This window comes from Mangrovibacillus sp. Mu-81, assembly GCF_036867415.1.
GTDB lineage: Bacteria > Bacillota > Bacilli > Bacillales > Bacillaceae_B > Rossellomorea.
Genome location: NZ_JBAJHU010000018.1, coordinates 1 through 25,982 on the forward strand (window position 1 = coordinate 1; position 25,982 = coordinate 25,982).

Sequence of the window (25,982 nt, forward strand, 5' to 3'; positions counted from 1 at the left end):
AGGAGGCGGTTCGCCGCTCTCCTTCAACATATATTGATTATTCTTTCAAGTAAGTCCAGCCTTCTTCTTGATAGACTTTATTCTCTTTCATCAGTTTCCCTAATGCCCGCTTAAATGAAGCTTTGCTCATATTGAAACGCTCTTTTATCTCATCCGGCTGACTTTTGTCCCAATAAGGAATCGCTCCATTTCGCTGGTGCAGATATTCCACTATCACTTCTGCATCATCTTGCATTTTTTCCTGCTTCAGGGGCAGGAAAGAGGCATTGACGTTGCCGTCATCCTTTACATCAATCACTCTCGCTTCTACCAATTCCCCGAGTCTCGGCTCTTGTTTACGTTCATTTTCATGGACAAAGCATCGATAACCTTGTTCCGATAAAAAAAACGTTCCTACTTTCAAAAGACGATAAACCCTGCCTTGTACCTTTGCATTCAGCATTTCTTTAGATGCTCTTCTCGATACTTGTTCAATGATATTTTCTGTTGCAAGCTTTCCATACAAACGGTCCTGCTTGTCCCGGTTTAACGATAAGAACAATTGGTCGCCCGGCTCAGGCCACAGCGAAAGAAACTTCGGAAGATCATCGGCAGAGACGAGAATATCCTTTGGTAAACCGATATTGACAAAAACGCCCAGATCCTCACGTTTATCCACTACTTCCGCCCATCCATATGACCCTACCTGGACTTTTGGGATACGCATGGTGGCTGTAAGCCTGACGTCCTTATCGTGATAGAGGAATACTTTTACAGTTTCCCCTTCTTGTATTTCTTCTTCTGTGATTTCTGAATGATGCAGCAGCACACGATCGACATCATTTGTTAAAAAGAAGCCATATGGGACTTCTTGATCGACATATAACTCTTCTACTGTACCTGGTTTCAATGAAGACATTACAGTTCCTCCTAATCATTCGCATTAGCTTTCGTTCCGATCACTTTAGCGTATATTGACTTAATATATCTTTTTTTCTTCTATATGTATAGTGTATATTTACTGCTGAAAATAGTAAGTGAATTAAGAATATAATGTTTAATCCCAAATCCCAATTGAATATTCATTATATTATAACAAACTGCCTTATACTATTGTTACAGGTGGAAAGAATTTTATACCATCGTCCTGCACCGAAGGAAAGAAACGTACACACTTTAGGCACTGAACCAACGGTAATTCCAGAAAAACTGTTTCGCAGATTTTACATTTCTATTTTGCAGTGAGACCTCAATGAAAAAAGTGCTTGGTGCTCATGAATATACTCATCAGCACCAAGCACTTTTGCATTTAAATCTTATTATGATAGCTCCTGACTGCTTCGTCAGTCGGCAATAGAAAAGTAAGCATTCCTAACAATGGCAGAAAACTGCATAAAATCATAACAAATCGAATCGAATATAAGTCTGCCAATCCACCGAACAGTACGGCCCCGACCGCACCCATTCCAAAAGCAAGGCCGACAGTCAGACCTGAGACCATTCCTATCTTTTTAGGCAGCAGCTCCTGTGCGTATACAACGATTACACTAAAGCTTGAAGAGATGATAAAACCAATGCAAAAAATGACCGGAAACACAAAAAGCAAAGAAAGGTAAGGCAATGCCAGCGTCAATGGTGCAGCGCCAAGCATAGATATGAAAATGATATTCCTCTTTCCGAATCTGTCTGCAAGCGGTCCTCCAAAAAAAGTACCCAGTACGCCTGCAAACATAAACGCGAATATATACGCCTGGGCTTTCTGGATCGACAGCCCGTAATCTTCAATCAAGTAGAATTGATAATAATTAGATAATCCCGCAGCGTACCAGGATCTCGCAAATACTAAAAATACAACCAGCATCATCGCCAACTTGATTTTTTTATGCAAAGTCGCACCCGAGTCAGCTTTCAGATTTCTGCTGTCTATTGCTTTTCTCGTTTGTAACTGTGCGGAATACCATTTTGAAACTTTCAAAAGAACGATGATTCCCGCAATCGCAACAACGGAAAACCAGAGCGCCCCTCTTTGGCCGAATGGGACGAAAATAAATGCAGTGATCAATGGCGCAAGTGACTGACCGGTATTCCCTCCGACCTGATAGATGGATTGGGCAAGCCCTCTTCTTTGTCCCGCTGCCATATAGGCGACCCTCGACCCTTCAGGATGAAAAATGGCTGATCCAAAACCGATGAACAAGACAGATACTATCACCCATAGAAAGTGCCCGGATAAAGCAAAACCAATAAGGCCGATTAAGCTTGACAGCATTCCAAGCGGTAATAGATATGGCCTGGACTTTATATCTGCATAATAACCAAAGACAGGCTGTAACAATGAAGACGTCATGTTCAGGGCAAATGCGATCCAGCCTATTTGTGTATAGCTTAGCTGAAGCGATCTTTCGATGATAGGGAACATAGCAGGCACCACTGCCTGTAATGTATCATTAATGAAATGACCTGAGCTGATGGCAAAAAGAATGCCGTAAATAGTGGCATTTTGTTTATGTACTGATTTCATGGCGGCTTGTGCCAAACGATCTCCCCCGTTATTTATTTCGATTTCCTAAACATTATACTTAATTTTTTTCTCTTTTTATACACTTTTTGTCATTTCAATACTTTTTACATACATAAAAAGCCGGTGAGAATCATCTCACCGGCTTTTCATCGATACTGCTATTCCCGATCAGGAAATACTCTCTGAAGGACGTCTGTTAATTCCTCGCCCAATCCTTCAACTGGTTTTCCATTCTCCGCTTTGTCGCCATATCCTCTCATACGATCAACAAAATCAGGATTTGTAGAAACATAAACATTCTTAATTCCTGCATCCACTCTTTTTATCTGCTTTGCTATCTTATCTTTCAGTTCTTTTGTTACTTGACCATTCTCCCCATTTTCCAGAACTGCTGCAACGTAAGCATTTCTCTCAGTAGTCAAAACAAAAGCTTTACTCACTTCATCCAATTCTGTAACCTTGTTTGCTGCTTCATCGGAAATGGAGTAATTTTCCCTTACTGAATCCCGTGTGCCGGGGTCGTTTATATCCATGTAATCCCTTGGCCTTTCCTGATCATACCCGACCCTCTTTAAATCTGCATTATCGTTATTTGTATTCATGCCTTGTTCATTCATATTATCATTGTTCGCACCACATCCGGCAGCAATCCCTGAAAACATAAGTCCCATCATTGAAACCAAGATATATTTCTTCATGTCATTCCTCCTGTTATTGATTAGTCAACATTACTATCTCCCCAAAAGTGTAAAACTATTCAGCAGTAAGTAAATTGTTTAACAAATCCCGCAATGAGGGAATGGTTCTTATGAATGGTACGTTCAGATATTTCCATACTAGTAGTGAAAGGAGGCAATTTATGTACCAGGCAGCTCTTTGGGGAGGTGTAGCAAGCTTATCCTTATTTATAGGGGCGATAATAGGGATATATTTGAAGATACCCAAAAAGATCACCGCATTCATTATGGCCTTCGGAACCGGTCTCATCATCGGGTCGGCCACATTTGACCTTCTTAGTGAAGCAGAGGGAAAAGCAAATATCATTCATATCACAGGAATGTTCCTGTTAGGTGCAGGCATTTTTACCCTTTTCGAGTTGTGGATATCAAAAAAGGGCGGCAGCCAGCGAAAGCGGTCAAAAAAGAACCCTCATAACCACTCGGGTTTGGCGATTTACATAGGAACCCTGATGGATGCCATCCCGGAGTCGATCATCATCGGAGTGAGTTTCCTGGGAAGTCAATCTGTTCAGTGGGTTTTTATCGCCGCTATTTTTATCAGTAATTTCCCTGAAGCTTTATCAAGCAGTATTGGATTAAAGTTCGATGATTATAGTACTAAAAAGATATTGACCCTTTGGGGAAGTGTCGTAGTCGTATCTTCATTGAGTGCTTTGGCAGGATACCTCTTTTTGAGTCATGCCCCCGAAAGTACGGAGTTCATCATAGGTGCCTTCGGTGCAGGCGGACTGCTGGCAATGGTTTCCTCCACCATGCTTCCGGAAGCATTCGAAGAAGGAGGACCTGCTGTCGGGTTTATCTCAGCCCTGGGAATCATCCTCTCCTACATCTTTACGAATTTATAAGAATAGGGGATGCGGCTTATGACCTCGAGCTGCTAGACTACGGAGCAGGACAATAAAAAGACGTACCTACAATATAAAATAGGTGCGTCTTTTTGCATTTTCCTCTAATCCAGCTCAATCCTTCCTATGTTTCCTTCTATATAGAAGCCTTTTCCATTGAAAGCGAATAAAGCACCCGATGCAAAAACCGGCCAGGGCAATCGATGCGGCCAGGAAGACCATCCCTGAAAAGAGATAATACCCTGCACCCCATTGAAACAATCCGCTGATCAATGCTGATCCCAGACATATGGCAGCGATCACTGAATTGAATCGCTGCTGATCTGCATCTTCTGGCTGATAGGCAGAAGCTTCTTTTTTAAGAAATTGTCTCCCTAACTTCATGACCGGGTTGTAATGAAACAGAACTCCTGAAAGCACAGCTAGGAACGGTAATACGAGCAGCCATTGAATCTGCGTCACCCAAGAAAGAGCGACACTGATTACAATAAACCACTGATTCAAGTCTACTAAAGGTTTTGGTATCGAATTTATTGCAGTCAATACAATTCATACCTTTCTGATTGGAATTTAAGTAATATCAGTTTACTTTATCCTATGAGTTAAATCAAAATAAAAAACAATAACCACTGCCCAAATTTTGAAATTTTCAGATGTAAAGTGACCCACTTGAACATTGCACTCCACATCAACTTGATTGTACAGTACTCTATCTTTTTATCCCTTTTGCGTGTTATAATCTTTTAGATTGAGTATTGGGAGGTATCGTTAATGATTCAAGTATCAGATGTAAGCTTACGTTTCGGTGACCGCAAGTTATTCGAAGACGTGAATATAAAATTCACCCCTGGAAACTGTTATGGACTTATAGGTGCGAATGGTGCAGGGAAATCAACTTTCTTAAAAATTCTTTCAGGTGAATTGGAAGCTCAAACAGGACATGTATCCATGTCACCAGGTGAACGTCTTGCCGTTTTAAAACAAGACCACTTTGCTTATGAAGAATTCGAAGTGTTAAAAGTTGTCATAATGGGACATACCCGTTTATATGAAGTCATGCAGGAAAAAGACGCGATTTATATGAAGGAAGACTTCTCTGATGAAGACGGAATGAAAGCCGCTGAATTGGAAGGAGAATTTGCCGAATTGAATGGTTGGGAAGCAGAGTCAGAAGCTGCCATTCTTTTAAAAGGCCTTGGTATTGGTGAAGATGTCCACACTAAACTGATGTCTGAACTGACTGGCGGCGAAAAAGTGAAAGTGCTTCTTGCTCAGGCCTTATTCGGAAAACCGGATGTACTTTTACTTGATGAGCCTACCAATCACCTGGATATCCAAGCGATTCAATGGCTGGAGGATTTTCTTATTAATTTTGAAAACACAGTAATCGTTGTATCTCATGACCGTCACTTCTTAAATAAAGTTTGTACACATATTGCCGACCTTGATTTTAGCAAGATCCAAATCTATGTCGGGAACTATGACTTCTGGTATGAGTCAAGTCAATTGGCTCTGAAAATGGCACAGGACCAGAATAAAAAGAAAGAAGAAAAGATTAAAGAACTACAGGCTTTCGTAGCACGTTTCAGTGCGAATGCATCTAAATCCAAGCAGGCGACATCACGTAAAAAATCTTTGGAGAAGATCTCTTTAGATGATATCAAACCGAGTTCACGGCGTTATCCTTATGTTCAATTCAAACCTGAGCGAGAAATAGGAAATGACGTATTGCGCGTTGAAGGTTTAACAAAGACTATAGATGGCGTTAAAGTGTTGAATGATGTGAGCTTTATCATGAATAAAGAAGATAAAATTGCATTGGTCGGTACAAACGAAATCGCAAAAACAACGTTATTCAAAATACTGGCAGGTGAAATGGAACCGGACAGCGGAACATTTAAATGGGGTGTAACCACTACTCAGGCATATTTCCCTAACGATAACTCAGAATACTTTCAAGGGAATGAACCCACTCTTGTCGACTGGCTACGCCAATATTCACCTGAAGACGAAAGTGAAACATTCCTGCGCGGCTTCTTGGGACGCATGTTATTCTCAGGAGAAGAAGTTCTTAAAAAGCCTAGTGTCCTTTCCGGTGGAGAAAAAGTACGCTGCATGTTATCTAAAATGATGTTGAGCGGTTCAAATGTTCTTCTGTTGGATGAACCTACCAACCACTTGGATCTTGAATCCATCACTGCATTGAATAATGGATTGATTGCATATAAAGGAGCCATGATATTTGCTTCTCATGACCATCAATTCATTCAAACAATTGCGAACCGCATCATCGAAATTACAGAAGAAGGGATCATTGATAAGCAGACCTCTTATGATGAATTCCTGGAAACGAAAACAACTTCACAAAAAGCCTAATGACTATTGTAATATCGAAAAAACCAATCAGCCGCCGCTGATTGGTTTTTTTCTTTATGCCTGCACTCTTCTTTTTGCCAGGTATCCTTTTATTTGAAAGTATGAAACATCTTCAGGAAGTGATTCTTTTATAGGTTTCAAGGGCTTTTCCCCTACCTCTTTGACCGCCTTTTCAATCATGGATTCTACTTCTTCTGTGAAGAAAATGCTCCAGTCATCCCCCTCTCCTTCTTCAAAAGAGCGGATGATATGATTCTCTATGGTAGCTGGACTCATTTCTCTTGCTGCTGCAATTTCCTTGATGCATTTATTATCCAAGAACATCTCAAAGGTTATCAGGTAAGATGGCTTATCTGATTTTACCTTAGCAGGTGGTGCTGAAGGGATAGGTTCCTTCTGCTTCACTTTATATTCCTGATTCTCCTCTAAAAAAGAGATGATTTCAGCTATGAAGCGCTGACCATAACGTTCCAGTTTGTTTTCACCAACACCGCTTACAGTGAGGAATTCAGTCTCGCTTGAAGGCTGTATTACACACATATCATGAAGCGTTTTATCTGAAAAGATGACAAACGGTGGTACACTTTCTTCATCTGCAATCGATTTTCGAAGTTTTCGAAGTGCATGAAATAGTTCATCATCATCGGAGAGAACAGGAGCAGTGTGCACCTGAATCTTTCTTGAAACGCCCCTCTCTCCCATTAATACTTCCTTTCCTTTTGCAGATACCTTCAATATCGGAAAACTTCCTCCTTCAACATCTATGATCCCTTCAGAAATTAAATAATCGATAAATAAGCCTGCTTCTTTCTGTGATTGATCTTTTAACAATCCATAAGTCGATAATTTATCGAATCCGAAATCCATTATTTTCTTTCCTTTCGACCCCGTCAGCACACCGCTGATAAGCGACGACCCGAAACGTTCATTCATACGGATCATACAGGAAAGGACCATCTGTGCCTTCACGGTTACATCTTCCGATTCTCTGTCGTCAAGACAATTGCTGCAATGACCGCATACCGAATCCGTCTCTTCGCCGAAATAAGAAAGAATAGTATTTTGAAGGCAAGATTCCGTATGTACAAAGTCCACCATATCCCGCAGCTTTTGAAGTTCATTTTGATGTAATTCTCTGCTCATTACATTCTGTTCGATGATATAGCGCTGCGTTTGTATATCCTGAGGTGAGAAGAGGAGGATGCATTCACTTTCCACACCATCCCTTCCTGCTCTTCCAGCCTCCTGGTAGTACGCTTCCATATTTTTGGGGATTTGATAATGGAGTACGTATCGTACATTTGACTTATTTATTCCCATACCGAATGCATTCGTAGCTACCATTACCATGATCGAGTCATTCAAGAAAGCTTCCTGTTGCTCTAGCCGTAAAGAATCAGACAGCCCGCCATGATATTTACCGGCAGATATGCCTTTTTTCACCAAATAATCATGTATATTTTCCGCTTCTTTTCGGGTGGCACAATAAATGATTCCGGATTGTTCACTGTTTTTCTTCACATAACTGCCTGTGAAGCGTTTCCTGTCCTCACCCTTTAATACTTTGAAAAAAAGATTATTTCGTTGAAAACCAGTCAGTACCTTACTCTCTTCAGGAATATGTAAATGATTGAGGATATCGATTTGAACTTGAGGGGTAGCTGTTGCAGTCAATGCCAAAATAACAGGTTTGGAGGAAAGTTGTTTCACTGCATTGTATATTCCTAAGTAACTCGGTCTGAAATCGTGTCCCCATTGAGATAAGCAATGTGCTTCATCGACCGCGACCAAAGGTATCTTTAATGAATCCAGAAAATTAGTAAAACGTGAAGATTCCAGCCTTTCAGGAGCTACATAAAGAAGTTTGTATTCTCCAAGTGATGTTTCTTCCATTCTTTCTTCCACTTCAGAGGCGCTTAACGTACTGTTGATGTAAGTTGCGGGTATGCCCTGAACCGTCAATGAGTCGACTTGATCCTTCATCAGGGATATTAAAGGCGAGATGACCAGCGTGACACCCTCAAGCATCAGTGCAGGGATCTGATAACAGATTGACTTCCCCCCTCCTGTCGGCATGATTCCGGCTGTATTCTTGCCAGACAAAATAGTAGATATGATTTCTGCCTGTCCAACTCTGAACTCATCGTATCCAAAATATTGCTTTAGAACGTTTTGGGCTTCTCCTATCAATTGAATACCTCCAATCTTTTTCTTCCCTTTATTGTATTCTACTTTAAATCATGTGCCAACACATAAAAAAATGAAGACATAAAAAAGTACAATCCACAGGGGCTCAACCCCCCCCTGGATTAACATGAAAGTCAATGCTGATGAATATCGTAAACTTTTTTTCCGGAGATCCACGTTTCAACCACTTTTATTTGATGAATCTTTTCTTTATCCACCTCTAATGGATGTCGGTCGATTAACAGGAAATCAGCTCTTTCTTCCTTCACCAACCTGCCTTCATTATTTTTTTCGTAAAGCTCAATCAGAGTGGGAACAGAAGTATAGCCTCGGAACGCTTCATCAATTGACAGTTTTTCTTGAGGCTGCCATCCTCCCCTCGGCTTTCCTTCAAGATCTGTCCGATTCACTGCAGCGAACATCCCTTCAAATGGATTCAGGGAACCTATAGGTAAATCTGAACTAAGCGTAAAAGGAATATTGCTTCTCTTGAAGCTTTTAAAAGCATCACAATAAGGAAGGAGGTCCTTTCCTACCCATTTTTCTTTTTTATCCCATTCACTTAATAGAAATGAAGGCTGAGTCTCTATGACTGCATTAAGCTTCTCCAGGCGGGAAAGTAAGTCCTGGCCAACTGTTTGTGCATGAATGATTCTATGACGCAATAGATCCGTACGTGCCCCGGGCTGTTCCAAGGCTGTTATCGCCTGTTCTACCGCCCTATCTCCTATAGCATGCATCGCAACCTGCATACTGTTCTCACCTGCAAGCCTCAGGATGTCATTCAATTGTTCCTGGGTATAGACCACATTGCCTGAAGTATCTTCTTTATCGTGATACGGTATTCTCATTGCGGCTGTATGCAGCCTTTGAGTCCCGTCCAGAAATATCTTAACGGCCCCCACTTTCACTTGCTCGGTTCCTTCCCCGGTTCTATAAGTATGATTAGCCAGATAATCCTTCAAGTCATCCTTTTTAAAAATATAATGATGAAGATATGCTCTTATCGGTAATTTCCCTTCTTTTTCGAGAGAAGTGTATGCATCCCAAAGCCTTTCGTAAGAACCGATAAAGTTCAAGTCATCGCTATGGATTGTCGTGATTCCATGTCTTAGAAGGTGGGGAATTCCATATAGAAGTGCATCTTTGGCATCTTCCGTACTTCTGCTGCGAAAATGATGTTTAATAAAATGAACAGCCGTATCCTTAAATCGTCCAGTCCATTCCCCACGGCCATCCTTCTCTTTGAAATCTTCAGGGATATCCTTGAATCCTTCTTCTTTTTTCAATAAGTCCATCACCTTATGATTGACTATGCATTCATGTCCATCCTCATGAAGAAAGAACATATAGGTATGTAAATGAAGTTCATCGAGGTCTTTTGCTTCCAGAAGCGAATCACGATCGGTAAATCCACTATCCTCAAGACCCCGTCCTACAATCCAGTCACCTTCCTCCATTTCAGGATAATAAGTTCGAACTTCTTCTTTCATATGTTCCCAACTGGTAACATTTCTTAGGTCCAGTTCTCTTTTCATTAAGCCGTAGCGCAGGAAGTGAAGGTGAGAATCATGAAATGCAGGCACCAGCACCCTTTCCTTGCCATCTGTCACATGAGTCCCTTTTTCCGGGGTTCGACCTTTTCCGATACCCTTAATCTTTCCGTCCTCAAGAATGACATGATAGTTCAATTCGCTTTGCGTATACTCGTGCCCATCATACAATCGTACATTATCAATAATCAATACATGATGCCTCCTCAATACAAAGGTTCTTACTATTCTTTTTCCAATCCTGCATGACACTAAACATATTGAATAAGCACGATCTTTAAGCTGCAAAAAAACTGCACAGGCGCTGAATTGTCCTGTGCAGTCTCTGAAAATCAAAACCATTTAAAGTTATCTTCCTCTTTGCCCGGTTCACCCGCTTCTGGTTTAGTAAGCTTCCAGAAGCTGTCCCATATAGTATCCTCTTTTGTTTCAGAGTCTGCCTTTACTTCTTTTTCTTTTTTATTAGACATGATGCTCCCTCCTTTATCCATACATACATTATATTCTATTCATGAATTCAAAAAGCGTTTAAGAATTTAATAACTATTTTCATGACACAAATTGAACAAAAAAAAGAACCAATCAGAAGATTGGCCTTTCGAATGTTCAGGACGATTTCATTGTTGGGTGAGGATTATCTACAACTTGAAGTACTTTTGTGGATGTTTCCATATCAGCGTTACAAAGTGGGCATTTAGGTGAGACTTCACTCTTGAAGTTATCTCGCATCCATCCTTTACATTCATCAGATGAACAAGCCCAAATCTTTGTTTCTTCAGTTTTTATTTCTTCCTCTACTTGATTTCGACGACCAAAAGCCATTGAATGTCCTCCTTTAAGGTAAGCAGGATTTCCATGCCGGGCACGAAAAAACTGATTGTGGTATGCTGCTCAGCAATTTCAAAAACGTTATATAATTAAAACTGGGGGTAATATAGTAATTATTCTGCGGTTAATACCATTATACCACACTTGCTTCCATAATTATATACACGCACGTCCTGCCGATAATAACCACTGAAATTATATACAGCATAAAACTGCATTGTTTACTTTTTCTTCTTCAACCTCGAAGAATCTGCTTGTGTGCCTCGGGATAGTTCCTGATTGGTCGTTCCCTGTCCCTCCACTTGTGAAGAACCTAACATCGACTTAGATGGATCCTCTTTCTTTCTACTCATCTATCGTCACCTCCAGTCTTATCTTCACCTTCGACTGTCAAATTTATGTATTTAATCTCATTATATCGCATACTTAACATGAGTAAGAATATCAAAGCTGGGAAATCTAAGCATAAACACACACGTAGGGTGATGAGAATTGTTCAGACGCAAAAAAGCAGCCGAAAATCTTGAAACGAACGCTGCTCATAGCTTTGATATTGAAAACTTCAGACAAGAAATACTATCATTTGTGAGCAGCAGCGATGATTTGGTTTTCAGAATTCTACAGCCGCATAACCAAAAAATTGTCATTTTCTATTTTGAAGACCTCGTTGATCTAAAAACATTGAACGAATGCATCATTCGGCCTCTCGAAGATATTAAGGAAGAATCTGACGCAGAAACGTTAGCAAATAAAGTTAACATAGCAGACATAACCCGAACGAATCAAATAAGCGAGGTAGTAGAAAAGCTTGTGAATGGTTCTGCATATTTGTTCAGGGAAAATGATACATACGGGATTCTTGCAGATATACAGGATAAAGCGACACGAGGGCTGGAAAAGGCGGAAACAGAGTCACTCGTGTTCGGTCCCAAGATATCTTTCACAGAATCGATTTCAAAGAATTTAAATCTCATCCGATCGAATCTTAATGATCCAAAGCTCTGTGTTGAGACGTTAATGATTGGCTCACGAGCGAAGAAGAAAGTTCAGATGGTTTACATAAAAGATATAGCGGACGAAGAAAATGTAAACACATTCAGGCAAAGAATCACTGAACTTGAAGTCGATAGTATCATCGATTCAACGGTTCTTTCACAGATGATTGAAGATAATTCCTTTACCGTATTCCCACAATTCATCACAACGGAACTTCCTGACCGGCTTACTATTTCTCTACTGCACGGAAAGATCGGATTGCTTGTCGATCGTAGTCCCACTGTTATCATTGGTCCATCTACATTCATGAATTTCTTTGAATCGACTGAGGATATTTACATGAGATGGAACATGGGGACATTTCTGAGGTTGATCCGATTTATTGCGATATTTTTTTCCGTGTTATTGACCCCGGCCTATGTAGCCGTACTACATTCCATTATGAAGTGATACCTTCCGCATTATTGGTTTCATTGGGTCAATCACGTTCGAATGTACCTTTCCCTCCCGTTTTTGAAGCGCTTCTATTGGAATTTGTCATAGAACTGTTAAGAGAAGCAGGAGCACGGCTGCCTACAAAAGTCGGTCAGACCATGGGTATCGTTGGTGGTATTGTGATCGGTCAGGCTGCTGTCGATGCGGGATTCACCAGTAATATCCTGATCATCATTATTGCCATCAGTGCCCTCGGTTCCTTCACTGCACCAAGCTACGCCATAGGTACGGCAGTTCGAATGATCCGCTTCCCTGTCATAATGATGGCCGGCCTTTACGGAGGGGTTGGAATCATGTTCTGTCTTTGTTTCATATTGATTCATTTATTAAAAGTAACTACTCTGGGCAGGCCATATCTTACACCTATTTACCCATTCAGATTTTCTGATTGGAAGTATAGTATCTTCCGGCTACCTTATCAATTTTTAGTACAAAGACCGGTCTCAAACCGTCCTGGAGATTCGACCCGAATTCCTGCAAAAAAAATCAAACAGAAAAAAGATGTTGACGAATGATATTCCCCTATTTACTTAGTTGATTCTTCAAAAGGTATTTTGCTGCGTTCGCACCATAGTCTTGCATAAAGGATGAGCAGAATGAAAGTGAATCTGGAACCGAAGAAAAACTTAATATTCAACACTTTTTTAGTTGCTTTTATTCTCCATACTGCTCAAATAGGTGTTGGAATTGCAGGGCTTCCCAGGATTGTATTCATGGAAGCCGGGCAGGACGCTTGGATTTCCATCATTGCATCCGGGGTTGTGGTTTCGATTGTTCTATTCTTCATCTCAAAATTACTCGCCTGTTACTCCAGTGCAGACTTATATGGGATTCAATATGATATCTTCGGAAGATGGATAAGCAAACTATTTAATCTTGTCTATATCTTGTATTTTCTGATTGTTACATATGTGATTATGATGAACTACACAGAAATGGTGCAGGCATGGATTTTTCCGAAAATGCCAACATGGCTTTTAGTTACATTCTTAGTCTTTCTCGCAAGCTATGCGGTGCTTGGCGGAATCAGAGTGGTTGTCGGAGTTACCTTTCTTGGTTTGATCATCACATTCTGGCTGGTATTGGTGATTTATACTCCGATAAAGCATTTGGACCTCAATCATCTTCAGCCTGTTTTTGTTTCAAGTTGGAAAGAACATCTGATGGCAATTTATAAAGTCAGCTTTTCAGTGATTGGTTTTGAATTATTATTGATTGTTTATCCCTACGTTAAAGAAAAAAAGAAAGCATTGCGGTATGCGTTATTCGGTACCTGGTACAGCACATTTCTTTTGACCCTGGTTACTGCAGTAAGTATTGGGTTTTTTTCACAAGAATCAATATTGAAGACGATATGGCCGGTCCTGTCCATGTTTAAGATTGTCAGGATCCCAAATCTTGAAAGATTTGAATTCATTGCCGTTTCTTTTTGGATGATGGTCATCCTGCCGAATATATGTATATATTTCTGGGCTGCAACCAGGGGTGTCAAACGGGTGTTCAATTTTTCACAAAAAAAAACGATTTATTGCTTCGCCATTGCACTAGTAGCGGGAAGCTTTCTGATCGATGATCGCTTGACAATGAATACGGTCACCGATAAAGTTGGGACATTTAGTTTCATGTTGTCTTTCATTTATCCTTGTTTCTTATTTGTTGTAGTGAAGATCAAACAGTCATTCACTAAAATGAAAGGAGCTAAAGGATGAAAAAACGATGTTTACTCCTATTGATCTTGCTGGCGGTTTCATTGCTCGGCGGATGTGTGGAAAATAAATACTTAGAGAGTCTCGGTATGATTACAGCAGTGGGATATGATGAGTCAGATAACAATGAGCTGCAAGGAACAATCGTGTTGTATCAGTTCAATCCCGCTATGCAGGATGTCGAAAAAGTTCTCTCAAGTCAAGCAAACACTACAAAGGGTGCCAGATTATCCCTCAATTTCGATACTGACCATAAACTTGTTTCCGGGCAATTGAGAATTGCCATTTATGGAAGAGAATTGGCAGGCAAAGGGATTTCGCATCTCGTTGATACGCTTGAAAGAGATTCTTCTATCGGTAACATGGTATACTTGGCAGTTTCTGATACGACAGCAGAAGATATACTCACTTATGAAATGACTGAAAAACACTCCAATAAAGGGACGTATTTATATAACCTTGTGAAACAAAACGTGGAGAGCGAACTTTTGATCGCACCCACCCTGCAGGAATTTATCACAGACACCGGTAGCGTTGGCAAAGACCCCATCCTTCCTATACTGTCTGCTTCAGAAGGCACACTTAATATAAAAGGGTTTGCCTTATTTCACAAGGATCGATTTGTTAAAGAGATCAAAAACGAAGATTTGTTTTATATTCGGTCGATAATTGAAAACTACAATACTGCCGGAAGTGTGGAAGTCGGATTGCCGTTGGAACCTTTCAAATCTCATATTTCGCGAGATGACAACTCGAACAGGGAGGAAATGAATGAAGAGGAAAAAATATTTATTGTCCTCGACAGTATAAAATCTGATCATCATATTAAAGCCGGCAAGCAGAAGAAACCCACCTTTACTATAAAATTAAAAATTGATGCGCGCCTCCATGAGATAACCGAAAAATTGAAGCTGTCCGAACCAAAAATAATGAAGCTTGTAGAGAAAGAAACAAGTAAATATATAAAAAAGAATATTATGAAGAATATTAAAATGCTGCAAGAAGCAAAAGTTGACCCCATAGGGTTCGGAATGGAATATAAGACTGTCAGAAATCACGGTTCTCTTACCCAGGAGGAGTGGGATAATTTATATAAAGATGCAACATTTGATGTGAAAGTCGAACTAAATCTTATCAGAACCGGGGTTACTGACTAAGAATATTCACTCCACTTTGTAAGGAATGTGGAAACACGCCACATTCCCCCTCATCAAATTTGCTTTGGGACCAAAGACTTTAAATCTTTGATCAATTGATCTTGATTATCATTCATCTCCATGGGACCATCATTTTCAAATAGAATGATCCCGTGATACATTTGTAAATCATCGTCGCAAGCCTCACAGAACACTACTTCGCCCGGGTCCCAGAAAGCGATGGAATTATATTGTTTCGTCATCATATTCGGTAACAGGTTGTTCAACCTTACAATCTCATTCATGTATTTAGCCAATGCATCTTTTTTATTATCAAACTCCCACTGCTCCACTATATCCCTTTTCCACTCCTCAAAAAACCACCACGGTTCGGCATCACTTTTTGTCAATATCACTTTCCACTTGTTTTCCAATGCTTCACCCTCCTTGCTGTCTCCCTCAAATTCTACCTAATAACAAGGGAAAATCAAAATGATATGAAAATGATTACTAATAGACAAGTTCCTTTTATCCCCCGCATAACAATAATATAAAGCTGCTGCTTTAATTTAGTTAAGAGGGGGATAAATCTTGAAGTTTTATGTATTAAAGAAATCATCTATTATTGCAATCTTATTCACGATTCTGATTATCGGCATAGGGTCTTTCTGGGCTTATAAATCCCAAAACTCATATCCTACCGTTTCATTGGGGAATTCAGCCGACGTTCAGAAAATCGAATTGGTGACAGGGGAATTCAAAACGCACAACGCAGATGGCGAAGAAATTGAAGCGTACAGATGGGATCCAGGCACCATCGTTGTGGAAAAAGGCAAAGCAGTCCAGCTTCGCATTCATGGTGTGAATGGTGAAGCCCATCCGTTCTATATCGAAGGAACAAACGTCAAGGGAACCGTAAAAAAGGGGGAGGAAACCATTGTAAATGTTACTTTTTCAAAAGAAGGGACATACCGGTTAATATGTGAAACTCATCATTCTATGGAAAACAACGGACCAATGATCGGATACATTATTGTTGATTGACTGTAGACAGGCTGCCCGCCACGGGCAGCCTGTCCGGTTTATTATCATGTATGCTAGAGTTCCTGTTCCCTTTTCCGAATCATAGAAATACCCATCATAACCAGTATGATCAGATAAAGAAATACAGAGTAAAAAATTTTTGGATCAGTAAGATCACTTTCTTCCGTTTTATCACTGCTGGACGCTAACACTTCCTGGTCACCATTTTCAGACTTGAGAACCGAGTGAAGTTCTGTGGTCGCGACTTCTTGGTTTTCTTCATTGTAAATCGTCATGATGCCCTTTTCATTCACCACCTCATTTACTGATTCGCTGATTCGCTTTGTAAAATGAAAATCCTCTTTTAATTGAAAAGTGCTGTGTGCCGTCTGAAATTTACTGCCCTTGGCAATGTAGCTCCGTCCAAACTGATTCAATCCATAATCCAGTAATGAAGTAGTATCCTTATAGATTGCTCGTTTACTTTGAGCGTTTAAAGTGACTGCAATGACTGATAATCCATCATTTTCAGCCGAAGTGACGAGTGTGTGATTGGCTTCAGTAATAAAACCATTCTTTCCCCCGGTCACTTCGGGATAAGGCAGTTCACCTTTTACTAACTTATGATGATTAAAAAGCGTCGTATTCCAGCCTTCAGATTTCCATTCAAACGAGCCGATTCCGAAAAGTACTCTGAAATCATCGTTCTTCATAGCATAGCTTGTGATTTTTGCCATATCATAAGCAGTCGTAAAGTGGTTCTCACCATATAGGCCATGCGGATTTTCAAAGTGAGTTTTATGCACACCCACCTCATCTTCTAAAAAAACATTGAGTTTTTTCACGAAGGAATTCACCGATCCCTCTGTGTGCTCTGCAATCGCCACTGCAGCATCGTTTCCTGAATTGACCATCATCCCCTGCATCAATTGCTCTAAGGAAATCTTTTCGCCGGGCAATAAATAGACTGTCGATCCTTCTGTATTAGCCGCGTTTTTACTTACTGTAACGATATCCTCCAAGTCTGAATGTTCAAGAGCATAGATGGCAGTAGCAATTTTCGTAATACTTGCAGGGTTCATTTTCTTATGGGCATTCTTAGAATAAAGGACACTTCCAGTACCGGAATCTATCATGACAGCCGATTTACTGAAAAGTGAATCCGGTTTTTTTATTGGGTGTTCATTAGCTGATGTCATAGTCTGGGTTGCCCCGAATACAACCAAGATCATCAGTAATATCTTTTTCTTCATCTGTCCACACACCTGTCTCGTCAATCTACTAAATCATTCTATCAAAAAAAGTTATTCTTTAATCACAAATCTGTTAAATGTTATAAAATTGAAAGAATGTAGTTAATTCCTTACAATTTATGAAGCACGAATAAAGACCCTCGAATAGTATAACCAGCCGCCCTGTTCTGTTACAATAAGTATATATTTATGAAACTTTTGCATCCTTTTATCCGTATAATAGGAAAGCATTTTCTTTAAGGGGTAGATGAAATGAATACGTTTTTGCATGTAATTATCAGAAGTGTACTTGCCGTATCTATCGGCATGACCAGCTTTATCGTCTATTTACTGGCATTTGATATTGGCTTCCCCCTCACTTTTCTTTCCGGAACAGTCACAGGTCTTCTCTCCTTTTTTATCGTTAAAGGAATACAAAAAAGCTGGTGGCTTAATAAAAAAGGAATTACAAAAAGGGATTTCCGTTATATCAGCAGAAATTTGAAAGAAGCGAAGGAAAAGATCAAACGCCTGCAGAAACAGCAATTAAAGGTACGTTCTCTTGGTGCTTTTAAACAAATCCTTGAAATAAACAGGTTATCGAGAAGAATCTTTCAACTAGTGAATAAAGAGCCGAAACGGTATTATGCCGCTGAATCCTTTTTCTATTACCACTTGGATTCGGTTGTGGAATTGACGGAAAAGTATACCTTCCTTGCAGCTCAGCCCGGAAAAAACCAGGAGGCATTTTTATCCCTCCAGCAAACCCGGACGACTCTGGATGAATTAATTAACTCATTGGAGAAAGATTTGCAGCTGGTACTGGCTGAAGATATGGATCATTTAAAGATAGAATTGAACTTTGCAAACAAGCACCTGTCCAATAAAAAAGATTTAAAATAGATGATGGAGGTTTTATCATGGAACAACGTCACGAGCTCAATGAATTGGATCAACTATTATCCGATCCGTTTTCAAATGAAATGAAAAGTCAAACCGGTGAATCTCCCACATTAATGGACCGGCTCACCAAAGAGCAGCAGGATAAAGCAAGACAATTGGCAGAACAGATTGATCATAAAAATTATGAAGCCGTTCTCAACTACGGTACTGCCGCTCAAAATCAGCTGTCCAATTTCTCCCACACCATGCTTGACCAGGTTCAAAAAAGAGATATCGGTCCAATTGGAGATGTTTTAGGCGACCTCATGAAAAAACTAAAGCAAATGGATCCGGAAGAGCTGAATTCAAAGCAGAAAGGCGTATTTAAAAAATTGTTCCGCAAGGTCTCATCTTCCTTGCAGGAAGTCCTCTCCAAATATCAAAAGATCGGCTCCCAGGTTGACCGGATTTCAGTGAACCTGGAACATTCAAAGAAAACATTGTTGGATGATAACAGGCTATTGGAGACCCTGTATGATAAGAACAAAGACTACTTTCAGGCTTTGAACATTTATATAGCGGCTGCAGAGCATAAAAGGAATGACATCCAGCGCACCCTTCTCCCCGAGTTAAGGATGAATGCAGAAGCATCAGGTAATGAACTGCTGTTCCAGGAAGTCAATGACACCATGCAGTTTCTTGACCGATTAGACAAGCGGATTCATGACCTTAAACTGAGCAGGCAGATGACCATTCAATCAGCCCCGCAGATCCGTTTGATCCAGAATACAAACCAGGCACTTGCAGAAAAAATTCAGGCATCCATCCTTACTGCCATTCCCCTGTGGAAAAACCAGATCGCGATCGCCTTGACATTATTGAATCAACAAAAAGCAGTCAATGCGCAGAAACAGGTGACCCGTACAACCAATGAACTTCTTCTGAAGAATTCTGAAATGCTGAAAACAAACAGTATTGAAACAGCAAGGGAAAATGAACGGGGAATCATTGATGTGGAAACACTTAAAAAAACACAGGAAAATTTAATTGCAACTATTGAGGAAACTTTAACCATTCAAGCAGAGGGGCGACAAAAACGTCAGCAAGCAGAGCAAGAAATGGTAGTCATGGAACAAGAATTGAAACAAAAATTAATGGAAGTAAAAAAGTAAAGAGGCGTCCGTTGCGCCTCTTTACTTTTCTTCATTATTTACAATGGCATCAGTGATTGCGTCATATTGCTTTTCTGCAAGAGCACTTGAAATGATCTCTTCCTTTTCAAGTTTCATGACAGCATCGTATTCAGCATATAGCGCATGCTTCTTAATCGTTAAGATTTGTTTATTCTTCAACTCAGGATAGTCTTCATATAGCTCGTTTAATTGGGCTTTAATCATGTCAATTCGTTTCTTATACATATCTATTATTTCCGCTGAGACAGAGTCGGTAATATATAGCTTCTGCTTTATACGATGAATTTCAGAAATTGCGGTTTCATAACGATGGACCTGGGAAAGCAGTTCCTGAAATTCCTGATGCTCCCCTTCTTTCGCCTTTACTCCAAGTAAGGAAATTAATGGTTTAATGGTCAACCCTTGAACGACCAGGCTGAAGAGGACAACACTGAACCCCAGAATCAATACATCCTCCCTCGCCGGAAAATCCCTTGGGAGACTCAATACCAGGGCAACTGAAAGAGAACCCTTTAATCCTCCCCAATTCAATATATGCTTCCATTTGTGTGGGAAATTACTAATCAAAGACAGACTTGTATAAACTGCAATACTTCTGGCGATCAGCACAATTGGAATCGCAGCAAAAATCAACGGCCATTTCTCTACCAGATCAATTCTAGTTATTTCAAGCCCGACCATTAAGAACACAAGTGAGTTAGCAAGTAAAGCTGCTACGTCCCAAAAGCTGTTGATATTAAGCTTTGTCGTCGGGCTCATACCGATCTTGCCGCCATAATTACCGAAGATGAGTGCTGCAATCACCACCGCAATAACCCCGGAGGCATGAACACTTTCAGCGAGCAGGAACGAACCATAAAATAAGATTATACTAAATATAATTTCTAAAGGGTAATCATCAAAATACTTTGTAAGGATGGAAAAGGCATAGCCCAATGATCCTCCAATAATGACTCCCAGTGAAACAACGCGAATGAATTCCCACAAACCACTTCCTAGACCAGCCCATCCAGCATCTATGTACGTTAGCAAATAGAAAGCAGAAATATTGAATAATACAACCGCCAACCCATCATTAAATAAACTTTCACCCTCTATCACGACAGCCAGCCTTTTCTTCACTCCAACGCTTTTGAAAATCGACAGCACACTTACAGGATCTGTTGCACTCATTAACGCACCAAACACAAATGCTGCAGGAATAGGAAAGTCAAAGAAAAAATATGCTGAGAAACCAATGATTAAAAAGGATATAAACGTTCCCCCGAAGGCAAGAGCCAATACAGGTTCTTTGTTCGAATTTAATTGGGAATACGGGAGTTTTAATGCTGCCTCTCCCAAAAGCGCAGGCAGGAATAGGGTAATGATGACAAAATTAAAGACCTCCCCCTCTGTAATAAACTCTTTCAGAGGTTCTAAAATAGGTATGTTAAGTAGTCCTATCAACGCTCCTACAATGACTAGTGCAATCGGATATGGCTGTTTGAATTTCTTGGCAACCGCAGTAATCCCTGCTGCGATCATCACCAATATTAGCCCGAGCTCAAAAATATGATGCAGATCTATTTCTTCCACGTTACAACCCCCTATATTGAACTGCCTTGTGCCTATGATTACATTAATAACCCATCACATGTTTCCTAAACCTTAAACTTTCCAACTAATACAATATTATGAAATGAAACATTTACTATACAAAAAATAGGCGATTACACCCAAATTGGTGAATCGCCTGCAGTCTATTCAATTTTTCCGATAGAAGACTCCCTTCTCAAGCTTGCATAGTGAGGGCAGTTCAAATGCTTTTATAAAGAAGTTTACGAAGCAAAGGAAACAATACATCCGGGAGCTCTTCGACTTCAGAGACCAGGATACTGTAATTCCCATAAATATTTTGGATAGTATTTCGTTGACCTTCATCAATAGGCCCATTTGAGAGGAACACATTGATTACTTCGATTCCCTGTTTTCTTGCATCCAGCACAGCTTCATGTGTGTCGACGATTCCATTTTGATCATAATCCATCGCTGCTGGTTCACCGTCTGAAAAGACAAGGAGAAACTTTTGCTTTTCATTTCTTCTCAAGATTCTTTCAGTCATCAATCGTATGGCATATCCATCGCGATTATCCTCTTCAGGTTCCAATTGTAAAATCTCGGGTCCAGAAGATGGTTTCAAAGAAGCAGAAAAATCTACTACGGGCTTAAGATAATTCGGCTGGCTGGTCATGGTTGCCTGATTCGTATCTTCCCAGAACCCTACAACTTCGTGTGGGACGCGAACGGATTTCAATGACTCATGAAACAATGAAATACCAAGTTTTGTCTGATCCATTTTATCAAACATTGAACCTGAACAATCGACCAAGAGAGAAAAAACTGCATCAATTTCAGAAGATGGATTTTGTTTTTTATAAAAAAGTCTTGGATTATCATCTGTGATAAAACGAAGCAGCTTATTGTTTAAACGGCCAAAATGCAGGTCTGAACGTGGTTGAATCCTTTTATGTTCCAGCGTTTTCTCAATCATTTTCTGAAGTTTCTTTTGAAAAGGGGCGATTTCCGCTTTATAAGTATTATATAGCTGCCAGTCTCCAGAGCTTGGGATGGAAGGTGAGAGGAAATAGGGAATGGCATATCGATTATCTTTTCCATATTTACTTTCCCCTCCTCCTTTCAGTTCTTCGTGCTCCTTCTCAGCTGCTTTCACATTATCATAATGTTCCTTGTCGGTTTCCTGAGCGGAACCTTGGACCATCGCCATTGCCTGGTCTCCATCCTCCCCTTCACGGACACCTTCCCCCATCAAATCAGATTGCGATCCTTGATCCAGGTCGAATTGTAAAAATGATTCACCTTTATCTTCCGTTTCTCTATGCCATGTTCGGAACTCTTCATCCAACACTTCTTCATCGCCGGTGCTTTCTTCTTCCAGGACGTCCTGATTAGCCAGTGGGTCCTTCCTTTTCAGGTCCTCAAACGTTTCTTCGGTAAACACTGTTTGTTCATAAGCGTCTTCCGGTAAATGAAAATATTCATTGAGCATATCATTCTTTACGATCTCATCGATAACGTCGATGATTTCCATACAAATTTTCACTACCTCTGCAGTTGATGCCGTCTCATAGAAGCGGGTAATCCAAGACTGCAAGAACGGCATGGCTAAGTCGAGCTCTTCATTGATGGAAGGAGGCTTATCCAAAGGTGACTGGGCATTCAACATAAGAAATAATGCATTGAACAATGAATCTGTAAACACGCTTTTTGTTAAATTCACATTCAATTGCGCCTTGAAATATTGACGGTACAATAATCTTCTCGTTGCAAATGCATGCTTAGTCCCAGGTCTCTTCGCTTTGCATATCTCCTCAAGGCGCAAATCTTCGCCCATCATAAATAACTGTTTAGAAAATCTCGGGATAGACGTCTTTTTGACCTTCTTAATATAGTCTTTTACTTCTTCCTTATCCGTTTCTGAAAGGTTTCCGACAGTCCTGAGGTAAATATCGCTTTTTAAACCGTTCACCTCATCCGCTCTATGCCTGTGATCCCAAAAATGGCTGACATACACCGTTTGCTCTTTATAATCTATATAAGAATAAGGACCGTATTTTAATTCCATCTCACCATTTTTGGCCAAAGTTTTTGCTAAATCCGCCATCTCCATAAACAAAAATGAATCGATCGTTTCATCGTTGAATTGTATAAACCTTTCCATCATCAATCCCTCATTCAAATAAGGTTTCTGCAATATTTTTTATGGCCGCTTTCTCCCGCTCATCTTCCAGTTTATCAATGATTCCACGCTGAATAGCCCGTTTAGCGGGTAAGTAAACAGCAAGATCACAAGCATCCAATAGAGCCCTGATCGATGCTGCTTCTTCTGAAACCTGACCGTTCTTCACCTGTATCAACAAATCTGAAGACAGAGCAACAAACGTTTTAATTAGTTTCTCATCATTCAATTGGCTCTGGCTTTTAATGACAGAGCTCAGAACTTCACCTTCGATATATGGAACATCCACAACAACGAATCTATTTTTTAACGCTTCATTTAAAGGAACGGTCCCTACATACCCTTCATTTATTGCTGCAATTACACCGAACGTCGGGGCAGCTTTGATCACTTCTCCTGTGAATGGATTCGTTATGCTTCTGCGGTAATCGAGTACACCGTTTAGAATCGGCAATGTCTCAGGCTTGGCCATATTGATTTCATCGATATATAAAAGATGCCCTTTTTTCATCGCCTGGATAACGGGCCCTTCAATAAATTCAATCGAGTTTTTGCCGTCTTTATCAGTGATGGTCTTAAATCCCAGCAATGCTTCTGCATCAAGATCGACGGAACAGTTGATACTGTGCATCGGCTGTGTGAAGATAGAAGACAAGGTTTCAGATAATTTCGTTTTACCTGAACCGGTCGGTCCTTTCAAAAGTACGTTTTTACCCAGTGATAAGGAGATGATACTATCTTCAATTATGTGATGATCACTTGAGGAGTATCCCCCCTCTCCTACTAGATATCCATACTGAGATTCGCTGAAAAGATCTTTTCTTTTGTTAATAATATGGTTAACCGTATCCGGTAAAACAGTTTCGTTATTCATCCATGACATCCTTTCCAATTCGCCTACTAGACACATCATACATGTAAGAGCGCTTTCACTGCAAAAAGAAGAGCTTTCCATTAAAAAACACCCTTAAAGGATGTTTTCCAGCTGGTAAATCAGCTATTTATATGCTTCCCTTTTCACTATTAAAAAAACTGGTTTCAACTCAAAGGAAGAAACCAGCTTTTTAGCACCTTTATTTTATTTCTTCGAAGTATTCTTTATAGAAGCCTCCCATTTTTCCGCTTTCATCAATAACAAAGTAATAGTCTTCTGATTCATTTTTCACTTCATAATGCTTGCCAACTTCAAGCACATTCTCCACTGTATATTTTTTGGCGTCGGTATGTACACATTTTACTAACTTTACTGCTTTATTTTCTGTCCAAGTATGTTGTATCATTTAAATCCTCCTAGTACGATTGTATGTAATTAGTATATTCTTCCGAGATCATTTGTTCAACTGCTAACTGTTTTATTCCATATGATCTCCTTTATTCCACTGTTATTCTTACGTCGCATATGGTATATTATAGGAGAAAATATGAAATGAAAGGCGTTTCTTTATGAAAAAAATGATCCTGCAGTTAGTCGTTGTTAGTGTGACTTTCCTTTGTTTTTATATGATCACTCATCGTCCGACTGAAGAGAAGTTTTATACATGGATGCAGGAAAAATACCAAATTGATTGTAGAGAAAAAGTATCCTGCACAAAAAAAGCCGGCGAAGACTCTGTCCTCACTCTGATCGAGACCGGTTCCAACATAAAAAATGAGTATTTGCTGTTTAATACTATAGGGAAGATTTACGAGGATAAAAACGGTCACAGGACCGTCATCAAAGCAATTGGAATATGCGGAAGATATTTTGCGATTATAAATGATGGTCAGTCCATGTAAAGATAAACCGACTTAACGATCTTTGTTAAATCGGTTATTTATTTTCTATATCTTATTTTTTTCCTTCTAAGGGAGGAATACCTGTTTTGAAGCAATTGAAACATGAAATAGATGACTATTGCCGAGAAGATTAAAATTGCTGCGATCCCTGCTTTCGAACTGATTTCTTCCACGATCGATTGAAAACTTTTAGGAAAATATCTCCCTATCTGGAAGTAGAGAATAGCCCAAACTCCCGCAGAAGGTACGGCATACAACAGAAACCTGAACAAGCTTATTCCCTTGCTTGTTCCGGCTATATAAGGCATTGCCAGACGGACACCCGGAATGAAGTAGCTGATTGAAATAGCAAATAAGCCATATTTATCAATCCAGATTTCACTCTTCCTGATAAGTTCTGCCGTCCGCTTGCCATTTATCAACCGGATCAGCAACCCGGTCCCAAAGCGGCTGCCAATCAGAAACCCGAAGATACCATAACTTAATAATCCGAGGTACATAAATAAGAACGAGGTGTAAGGATCAAATTGTCTCCATTCAGAAAGATATCCAGCAAACGCCGCTGCCATTTCATTGGGAACCGGCAGACCTAAAAATACAATCCAGCTAAAAAGAAACATTGCTATATAACCATATTGATCAACTAAATGAAGCAAATTCTCCATAAAGCACCCCATTTCAGCAGAAGAGACTGGTATGAACCATAGTTTTGATCATTTATTTCTTCCCCTGTATAAACTTTAAGCAGCCCGGCATAACATTGTGTTTAATGTGATTC

The 25,982-nt window shown here is 40.0% G+C and carries 24 protein-coding genes and 1 pseudogene; 9 read left to right on the top strand and 16 right to left on the bottom strand.

What is annotated here, in order from left to right; genetic code table 11:
- Positions 1-37: 37 nt before the first annotated feature.
- The 3 genes from V6B33_RS20845 to V6B33_RS20855 form a co-directional block, all read right to left on the bottom strand.
- A complete protein-coding gene (locus V6B33_RS20845; protein WP_334219579.1) occupies positions 38-898 on the bottom strand; it encodes a CvfB family protein in 861 nt (286 codons plus the stop codon).
- A 390-nt stretch (positions 899-1,288) separates the two neighbouring features.
- Positions 1,289-2,500, bottom strand: a complete 1,212-nt coding sequence (locus V6B33_RS20850; protein ID WP_334219632.1) for an MFS transporter — start codon at positions 2,498-2,500, stop codon at positions 1,289-1,291.
- Between the two features lie 158 nt (positions 2,501-2,658).
- Positions 2,659-3,198, bottom strand: a complete 540-nt coding sequence (locus tag V6B33_RS20855) for a YhcN/YlaJ family sporulation lipoprotein (protein WP_334219580.1) — start codon at positions 3,196-3,198, stop codon at positions 2,659-2,661.
- A gap of 161 nt (positions 3,199-3,359) precedes the next feature.
- Between V6B33_RS20855 and V6B33_RS20860 the strand changes: the two genes are divergently transcribed.
- On the top strand, positions 3,360-4,085 hold the full coding sequence (locus tag V6B33_RS20860) for a ZIP family metal transporter (RefSeq protein WP_334219581.1): 726 nt from the start codon (positions 3,360-3,362) through the stop codon (positions 4,083-4,085).
- 114 nt (positions 4,086-4,199) lie between these two features.
- On the opposite strand, the gene V6B33_RS20865 is transcribed toward V6B33_RS20860, so the two are convergent.
- The gene (locus V6B33_RS20865) at positions 4,200-4,628 is read right to left on the bottom strand and encodes a DUF4395 domain-containing protein (protein WP_334219582.1); all 429 of its coding nucleotides are present in this window, start codon (positions 4,626-4,628) and stop codon (positions 4,200-4,202) included.
- 228 nt (positions 4,629-4,856) lie between these two features.
- Here V6B33_RS20865 and V6B33_RS20870 point away from each other — a divergent pair, with 228 nt between their 5' ends.
- Positions 4,857-6,461 (top strand): ABC-F family ATP-binding cassette domain-containing protein, encoded by a 1,605-nt coding sequence (locus tag V6B33_RS20870; RefSeq protein WP_334219583.1) that lies wholly within the window; start codon positions 4,857-4,859, stop codon positions 6,459-6,461.
- Between the two features lie 54 nt (positions 6,462-6,515).
- On the opposite strand, the gene recQ is transcribed toward V6B33_RS20870, so the two are convergent.
- The 5 genes from recQ to V6B33_RS20895 all read right to left on the bottom strand — a co-directional run bounded on the left by recQ (position 6,516) and on the right by V6B33_RS20895 (position 11,382).
- Positions 6,516-8,651 (bottom strand): DNA helicase RecQ, encoded by a 2,136-nt coding sequence (gene recQ / locus V6B33_RS20875; protein WP_334219584.1) that lies wholly within the window; start codon positions 8,649-8,651, stop codon positions 6,516-6,518.
- A gap of 131 nt (positions 8,652-8,782) precedes the next feature.
- Complete coding sequence (locus V6B33_RS20880; protein ID WP_334219585.1) at positions 8,783-10,393, bottom strand: amidohydrolase; 1,611 nt, start codon at positions 10,391-10,393, stop codon at positions 8,783-8,785.
- Positions 10,394-10,533: 140 nt separating this feature from the next.
- Positions 10,534-10,671 carry a hypothetical protein gene (locus V6B33_RS20885; protein WP_334219586.1) on the bottom strand — a complete coding sequence of 46 codons (138 nt, stop codon included), beginning with the start codon at positions 10,669-10,671 and terminating at the stop codon, positions 10,534-10,536.
- Between the two features lie 136 nt (positions 10,672-10,807).
- A complete protein-coding gene (locus V6B33_RS20890) occupies positions 10,808-11,023 on the bottom strand; it encodes a cold-inducible protein YdjO-related protein (protein ID WP_334219587.1) in 216 nt (71 codons plus the stop codon).
- A gap of 227 nt (positions 11,024-11,250) precedes the next feature.
- Positions 11,251-11,382 (bottom strand): YuzL family protein, encoded by a 132-nt coding sequence (locus tag V6B33_RS20895; RefSeq protein ID WP_334219588.1) that lies wholly within the window; start codon positions 11,380-11,382, stop codon positions 11,251-11,253.
- A 232-nt stretch (positions 11,383-11,614) separates the two neighbouring features.
- Here V6B33_RS20895 and V6B33_RS20900 point away from each other — a divergent pair.
- From V6B33_RS20900 to V6B33_RS20910, 3 genes and pseudogenes are all read left to right on the top strand, one after another.
- Positions 11,615-13,035 (top strand): annotated as a pseudogene (locus V6B33_RS20900) (spore germination protein).
- 81 nt (positions 13,036-13,116) lie between these two features.
- Entirely contained in the window at positions 13,117-14,229 is a 1,113-nt protein-coding gene (locus V6B33_RS20905) for a GerAB/ArcD/ProY family transporter (protein ID WP_334219589.1), read from the top strand.
- Positions 14,226-15,383, top strand: coding sequence for a Ger(x)C family spore germination protein (locus V6B33_RS20910; RefSeq protein WP_334219590.1), 1,158 nt, complete (start codon positions 14,226-14,228; stop codon positions 15,381-15,383). Before V6B33_RS20905 ends, V6B33_RS20910 begins: the two co-directional genes overlap by 4 nt.
- Positions 15,384-15,436: 53 nt before the next feature.
- Here the strand turns inward: V6B33_RS20910 and V6B33_RS20915 are convergent, their stop codons facing one another.
- A complete protein-coding gene (locus V6B33_RS20915) occupies positions 15,437-15,796 on the bottom strand; it encodes a DUF1033 family protein (RefSeq protein ID WP_334219591.1) in 360 nt (119 codons plus the stop codon).
- A 157-nt stretch (positions 15,797-15,953) separates the two neighbouring features.
- On the opposite strand from V6B33_RS20915, the gene V6B33_RS20920 reads away from it, so the two are divergent.
- Positions 15,954-16,406: a cupredoxin domain-containing protein gene (locus V6B33_RS20920; protein WP_334219592.1), complete on the top strand. Its 453-nt coding sequence runs from the start codon at positions 15,954-15,956 to the stop codon at positions 16,404-16,406.
- A 53-nt stretch (positions 16,407-16,459) separates the two neighbouring features.
- Here the strand turns inward: V6B33_RS20920 and V6B33_RS20925 are convergent, their stop codons facing one another.
- A complete protein-coding gene (locus V6B33_RS20925; protein ID WP_334219593.1) occupies positions 16,460-17,638 on the bottom strand; it encodes a D-alanyl-D-alanine carboxypeptidase family protein in 1,179 nt (392 codons plus the stop codon).
- Positions 17,639-17,890: 252 nt separating this feature from the next.
- Between V6B33_RS20925 and V6B33_RS20930 the strand changes: the two genes are divergently transcribed.
- Positions 17,891-18,520: a 5-bromo-4-chloroindolyl phosphate hydrolysis family protein gene (locus tag V6B33_RS20930; RefSeq protein ID WP_334219594.1), complete on the top strand. Its 630-nt coding sequence runs from the start codon at positions 17,891-17,893 to the stop codon at positions 18,518-18,520.
- Positions 18,521-18,537: 17 nt separating this feature from the next.
- Positions 18,538-19,671, top strand: a complete 1,134-nt coding sequence (locus tag V6B33_RS20935) for a toxic anion resistance protein (RefSeq protein ID WP_334219595.1) — start codon at positions 18,538-18,540, stop codon at positions 19,669-19,671.
- Between the two features lie 21 nt (positions 19,672-19,692).
- Here V6B33_RS20935 and V6B33_RS20940 read toward each other — a convergent pair whose 3' ends face one another.
- The 4 genes from V6B33_RS20940 to V6B33_RS20955 form a co-directional block, all read right to left on the bottom strand.
- Complete coding sequence (locus V6B33_RS20940; protein WP_334219596.1) at positions 19,693-21,267, bottom strand: cation:proton antiporter; 1,575 nt, start codon at positions 21,265-21,267, stop codon at positions 19,693-19,695.
- Between the two features lie 220 nt (positions 21,268-21,487).
- Positions 21,488-23,410 carry a vWA domain-containing protein gene (locus V6B33_RS20945; protein ID WP_334219633.1) on the bottom strand — a complete coding sequence of 641 codons (1,923 nt, stop codon included), beginning with the start codon at positions 23,408-23,410 and terminating at the stop codon, positions 21,488-21,490.
- A gap of 10 nt (positions 23,411-23,420) precedes the next feature.
- Positions 23,421-24,302: an ATP-binding protein gene (locus tag V6B33_RS20950; RefSeq protein WP_334219597.1), complete on the bottom strand. Its 882-nt coding sequence runs from the start codon at positions 24,300-24,302 to the stop codon at positions 23,421-23,423.
- A 199-nt stretch (positions 24,303-24,501) separates the two neighbouring features.
- Positions 24,502-24,708: a DUF6501 family protein gene (locus tag V6B33_RS20955; RefSeq protein WP_334219598.1), complete on the bottom strand. Its 207-nt coding sequence runs from the start codon at positions 24,706-24,708 to the stop codon at positions 24,502-24,504.
- 163 nt (positions 24,709-24,871) lie between these two features.
- On the opposite strand from V6B33_RS20955, the gene V6B33_RS20960 reads away from it, so the two are divergent.
- Positions 24,872-25,204 carry a hypothetical protein gene (locus V6B33_RS20960; RefSeq protein ID WP_334219599.1) on the top strand — a complete coding sequence of 111 codons (333 nt, stop codon included), beginning with the start codon at positions 24,872-24,874 and terminating at the stop codon, positions 25,202-25,204.
- A 38-nt stretch (positions 25,205-25,242) separates the two neighbouring features.
- Here V6B33_RS20960 and V6B33_RS20965 read toward each other — a convergent pair whose 3' ends face one another.
- The gene (locus tag V6B33_RS20965) at positions 25,243-25,869 is read right to left on the bottom strand and encodes a DedA family protein (protein WP_334219600.1); all 627 of its coding nucleotides are present in this window, start codon (positions 25,867-25,869) and stop codon (positions 25,243-25,245) included.
- Positions 25,870-25,982: the final 113 nt, after the last annotated feature.

Bases quoted from the DNA above. Each gene is read 5' to 3' on its own strand.
- V6B33_RS20845 (WP_334219579.1), bottom strand. From the start codon at position 898: ATGTCTTCATTGAAACCAGGTACAGTAGAAGAGTTATATGTCGATCAA.
- V6B33_RS20850 (WP_334219632.1), bottom strand. From the start codon at position 2,500: ATGAAATCAGTACATAAACAAAATGCCACTATTTACGGCATTCTTTTT.
- V6B33_RS20855 (WP_334219580.1), bottom strand. From the start codon at position 3,198: ATGAAGAAATATATCTTGGTTTCAATGATGGGACTTATGTTTTCAGGG.
- V6B33_RS20860 (WP_334219581.1), top strand. From the start codon at position 3,360: ATGTACCAGGCAGCTCTTTGGGGAGGTGTAGCAAGCTTATCCTTATTT.
- V6B33_RS20870 (WP_334219583.1), top strand. From the start codon at position 4,857: ATGATTCAAGTATCAGATGTAAGCTTACGTTTCGGTGACCGCAAGTTA.
- V6B33_RS20885 (WP_334219586.1), bottom strand. From the start codon at position 10,671: ATGTCTAATAAAAAAGAAAAAGAAGTAAAGGCAGACTCTGAAACAAAA.
- V6B33_RS20890 (WP_334219587.1), bottom strand. From the start codon at position 11,023: ATGGCTTTTGGTCGTCGAAATCAAGTAGAGGAAGAAATAAAAACTGAA.
- V6B33_RS20895 (WP_334219588.1), bottom strand. From the start codon at position 11,382: ATGAGTAGAAAGAAAGAGGATCCATCTAAGTCGATGTTAGGTTCTTCA.
- V6B33_RS20905 (WP_334219589.1), top strand. From the start codon at position 13,117: ATGAAAGTGAATCTGGAACCGAAGAAAAACTTAATATTCAACACTTTT.
- V6B33_RS20910 (WP_334219590.1), top strand. From the start codon at position 14,226: ATGAAAAAACGATGTTTACTCCTATTGATCTTGCTGGCGGTTTCATTG.
- V6B33_RS20925 (WP_334219593.1), bottom strand. From the start codon at position 17,638: ATGAAGAAAAAGATATTACTGATGATCTTGGTTGTATTCGGGGCAACC.
- V6B33_RS20930 (WP_334219594.1), top strand. From the start codon at position 17,891: ATGAATACGTTTTTGCATGTAATTATCAGAAGTGTACTTGCCGTATCT.
- V6B33_RS20935 (WP_334219595.1), top strand. From the start codon at position 18,538: ATGGAACAACGTCACGAGCTCAATGAATTGGATCAACTATTATCCGAT.
- V6B33_RS20945 (WP_334219633.1), bottom strand. From the start codon at position 23,410: ATGGAAAGGTTTATACAATTCAACGATGAAACGATCGATTCATTTTTG.
- V6B33_RS20950 (WP_334219597.1), bottom strand. From the start codon at position 24,302: ATGAATAACGAAACTGTTTTACCGGATACGGTTAACCATATTATTAAC.
- V6B33_RS20955 (WP_334219598.1), bottom strand. From the start codon at position 24,708: ATGATACAACATACTTGGACAGAAAATAAAGCAGTAAAGTTAGTAAAA.
- V6B33_RS20960 (WP_334219599.1), top strand. From the start codon at position 24,872: ATGAAAAAAATGATCCTGCAGTTAGTCGTTGTTAGTGTGACTTTCCTT.
- V6B33_RS20965 (WP_334219600.1), bottom strand. From the start codon at position 25,869: ATGGAGAATTTGCTTCATTTAGTTGATCAATATGGTTATATAGCAATG.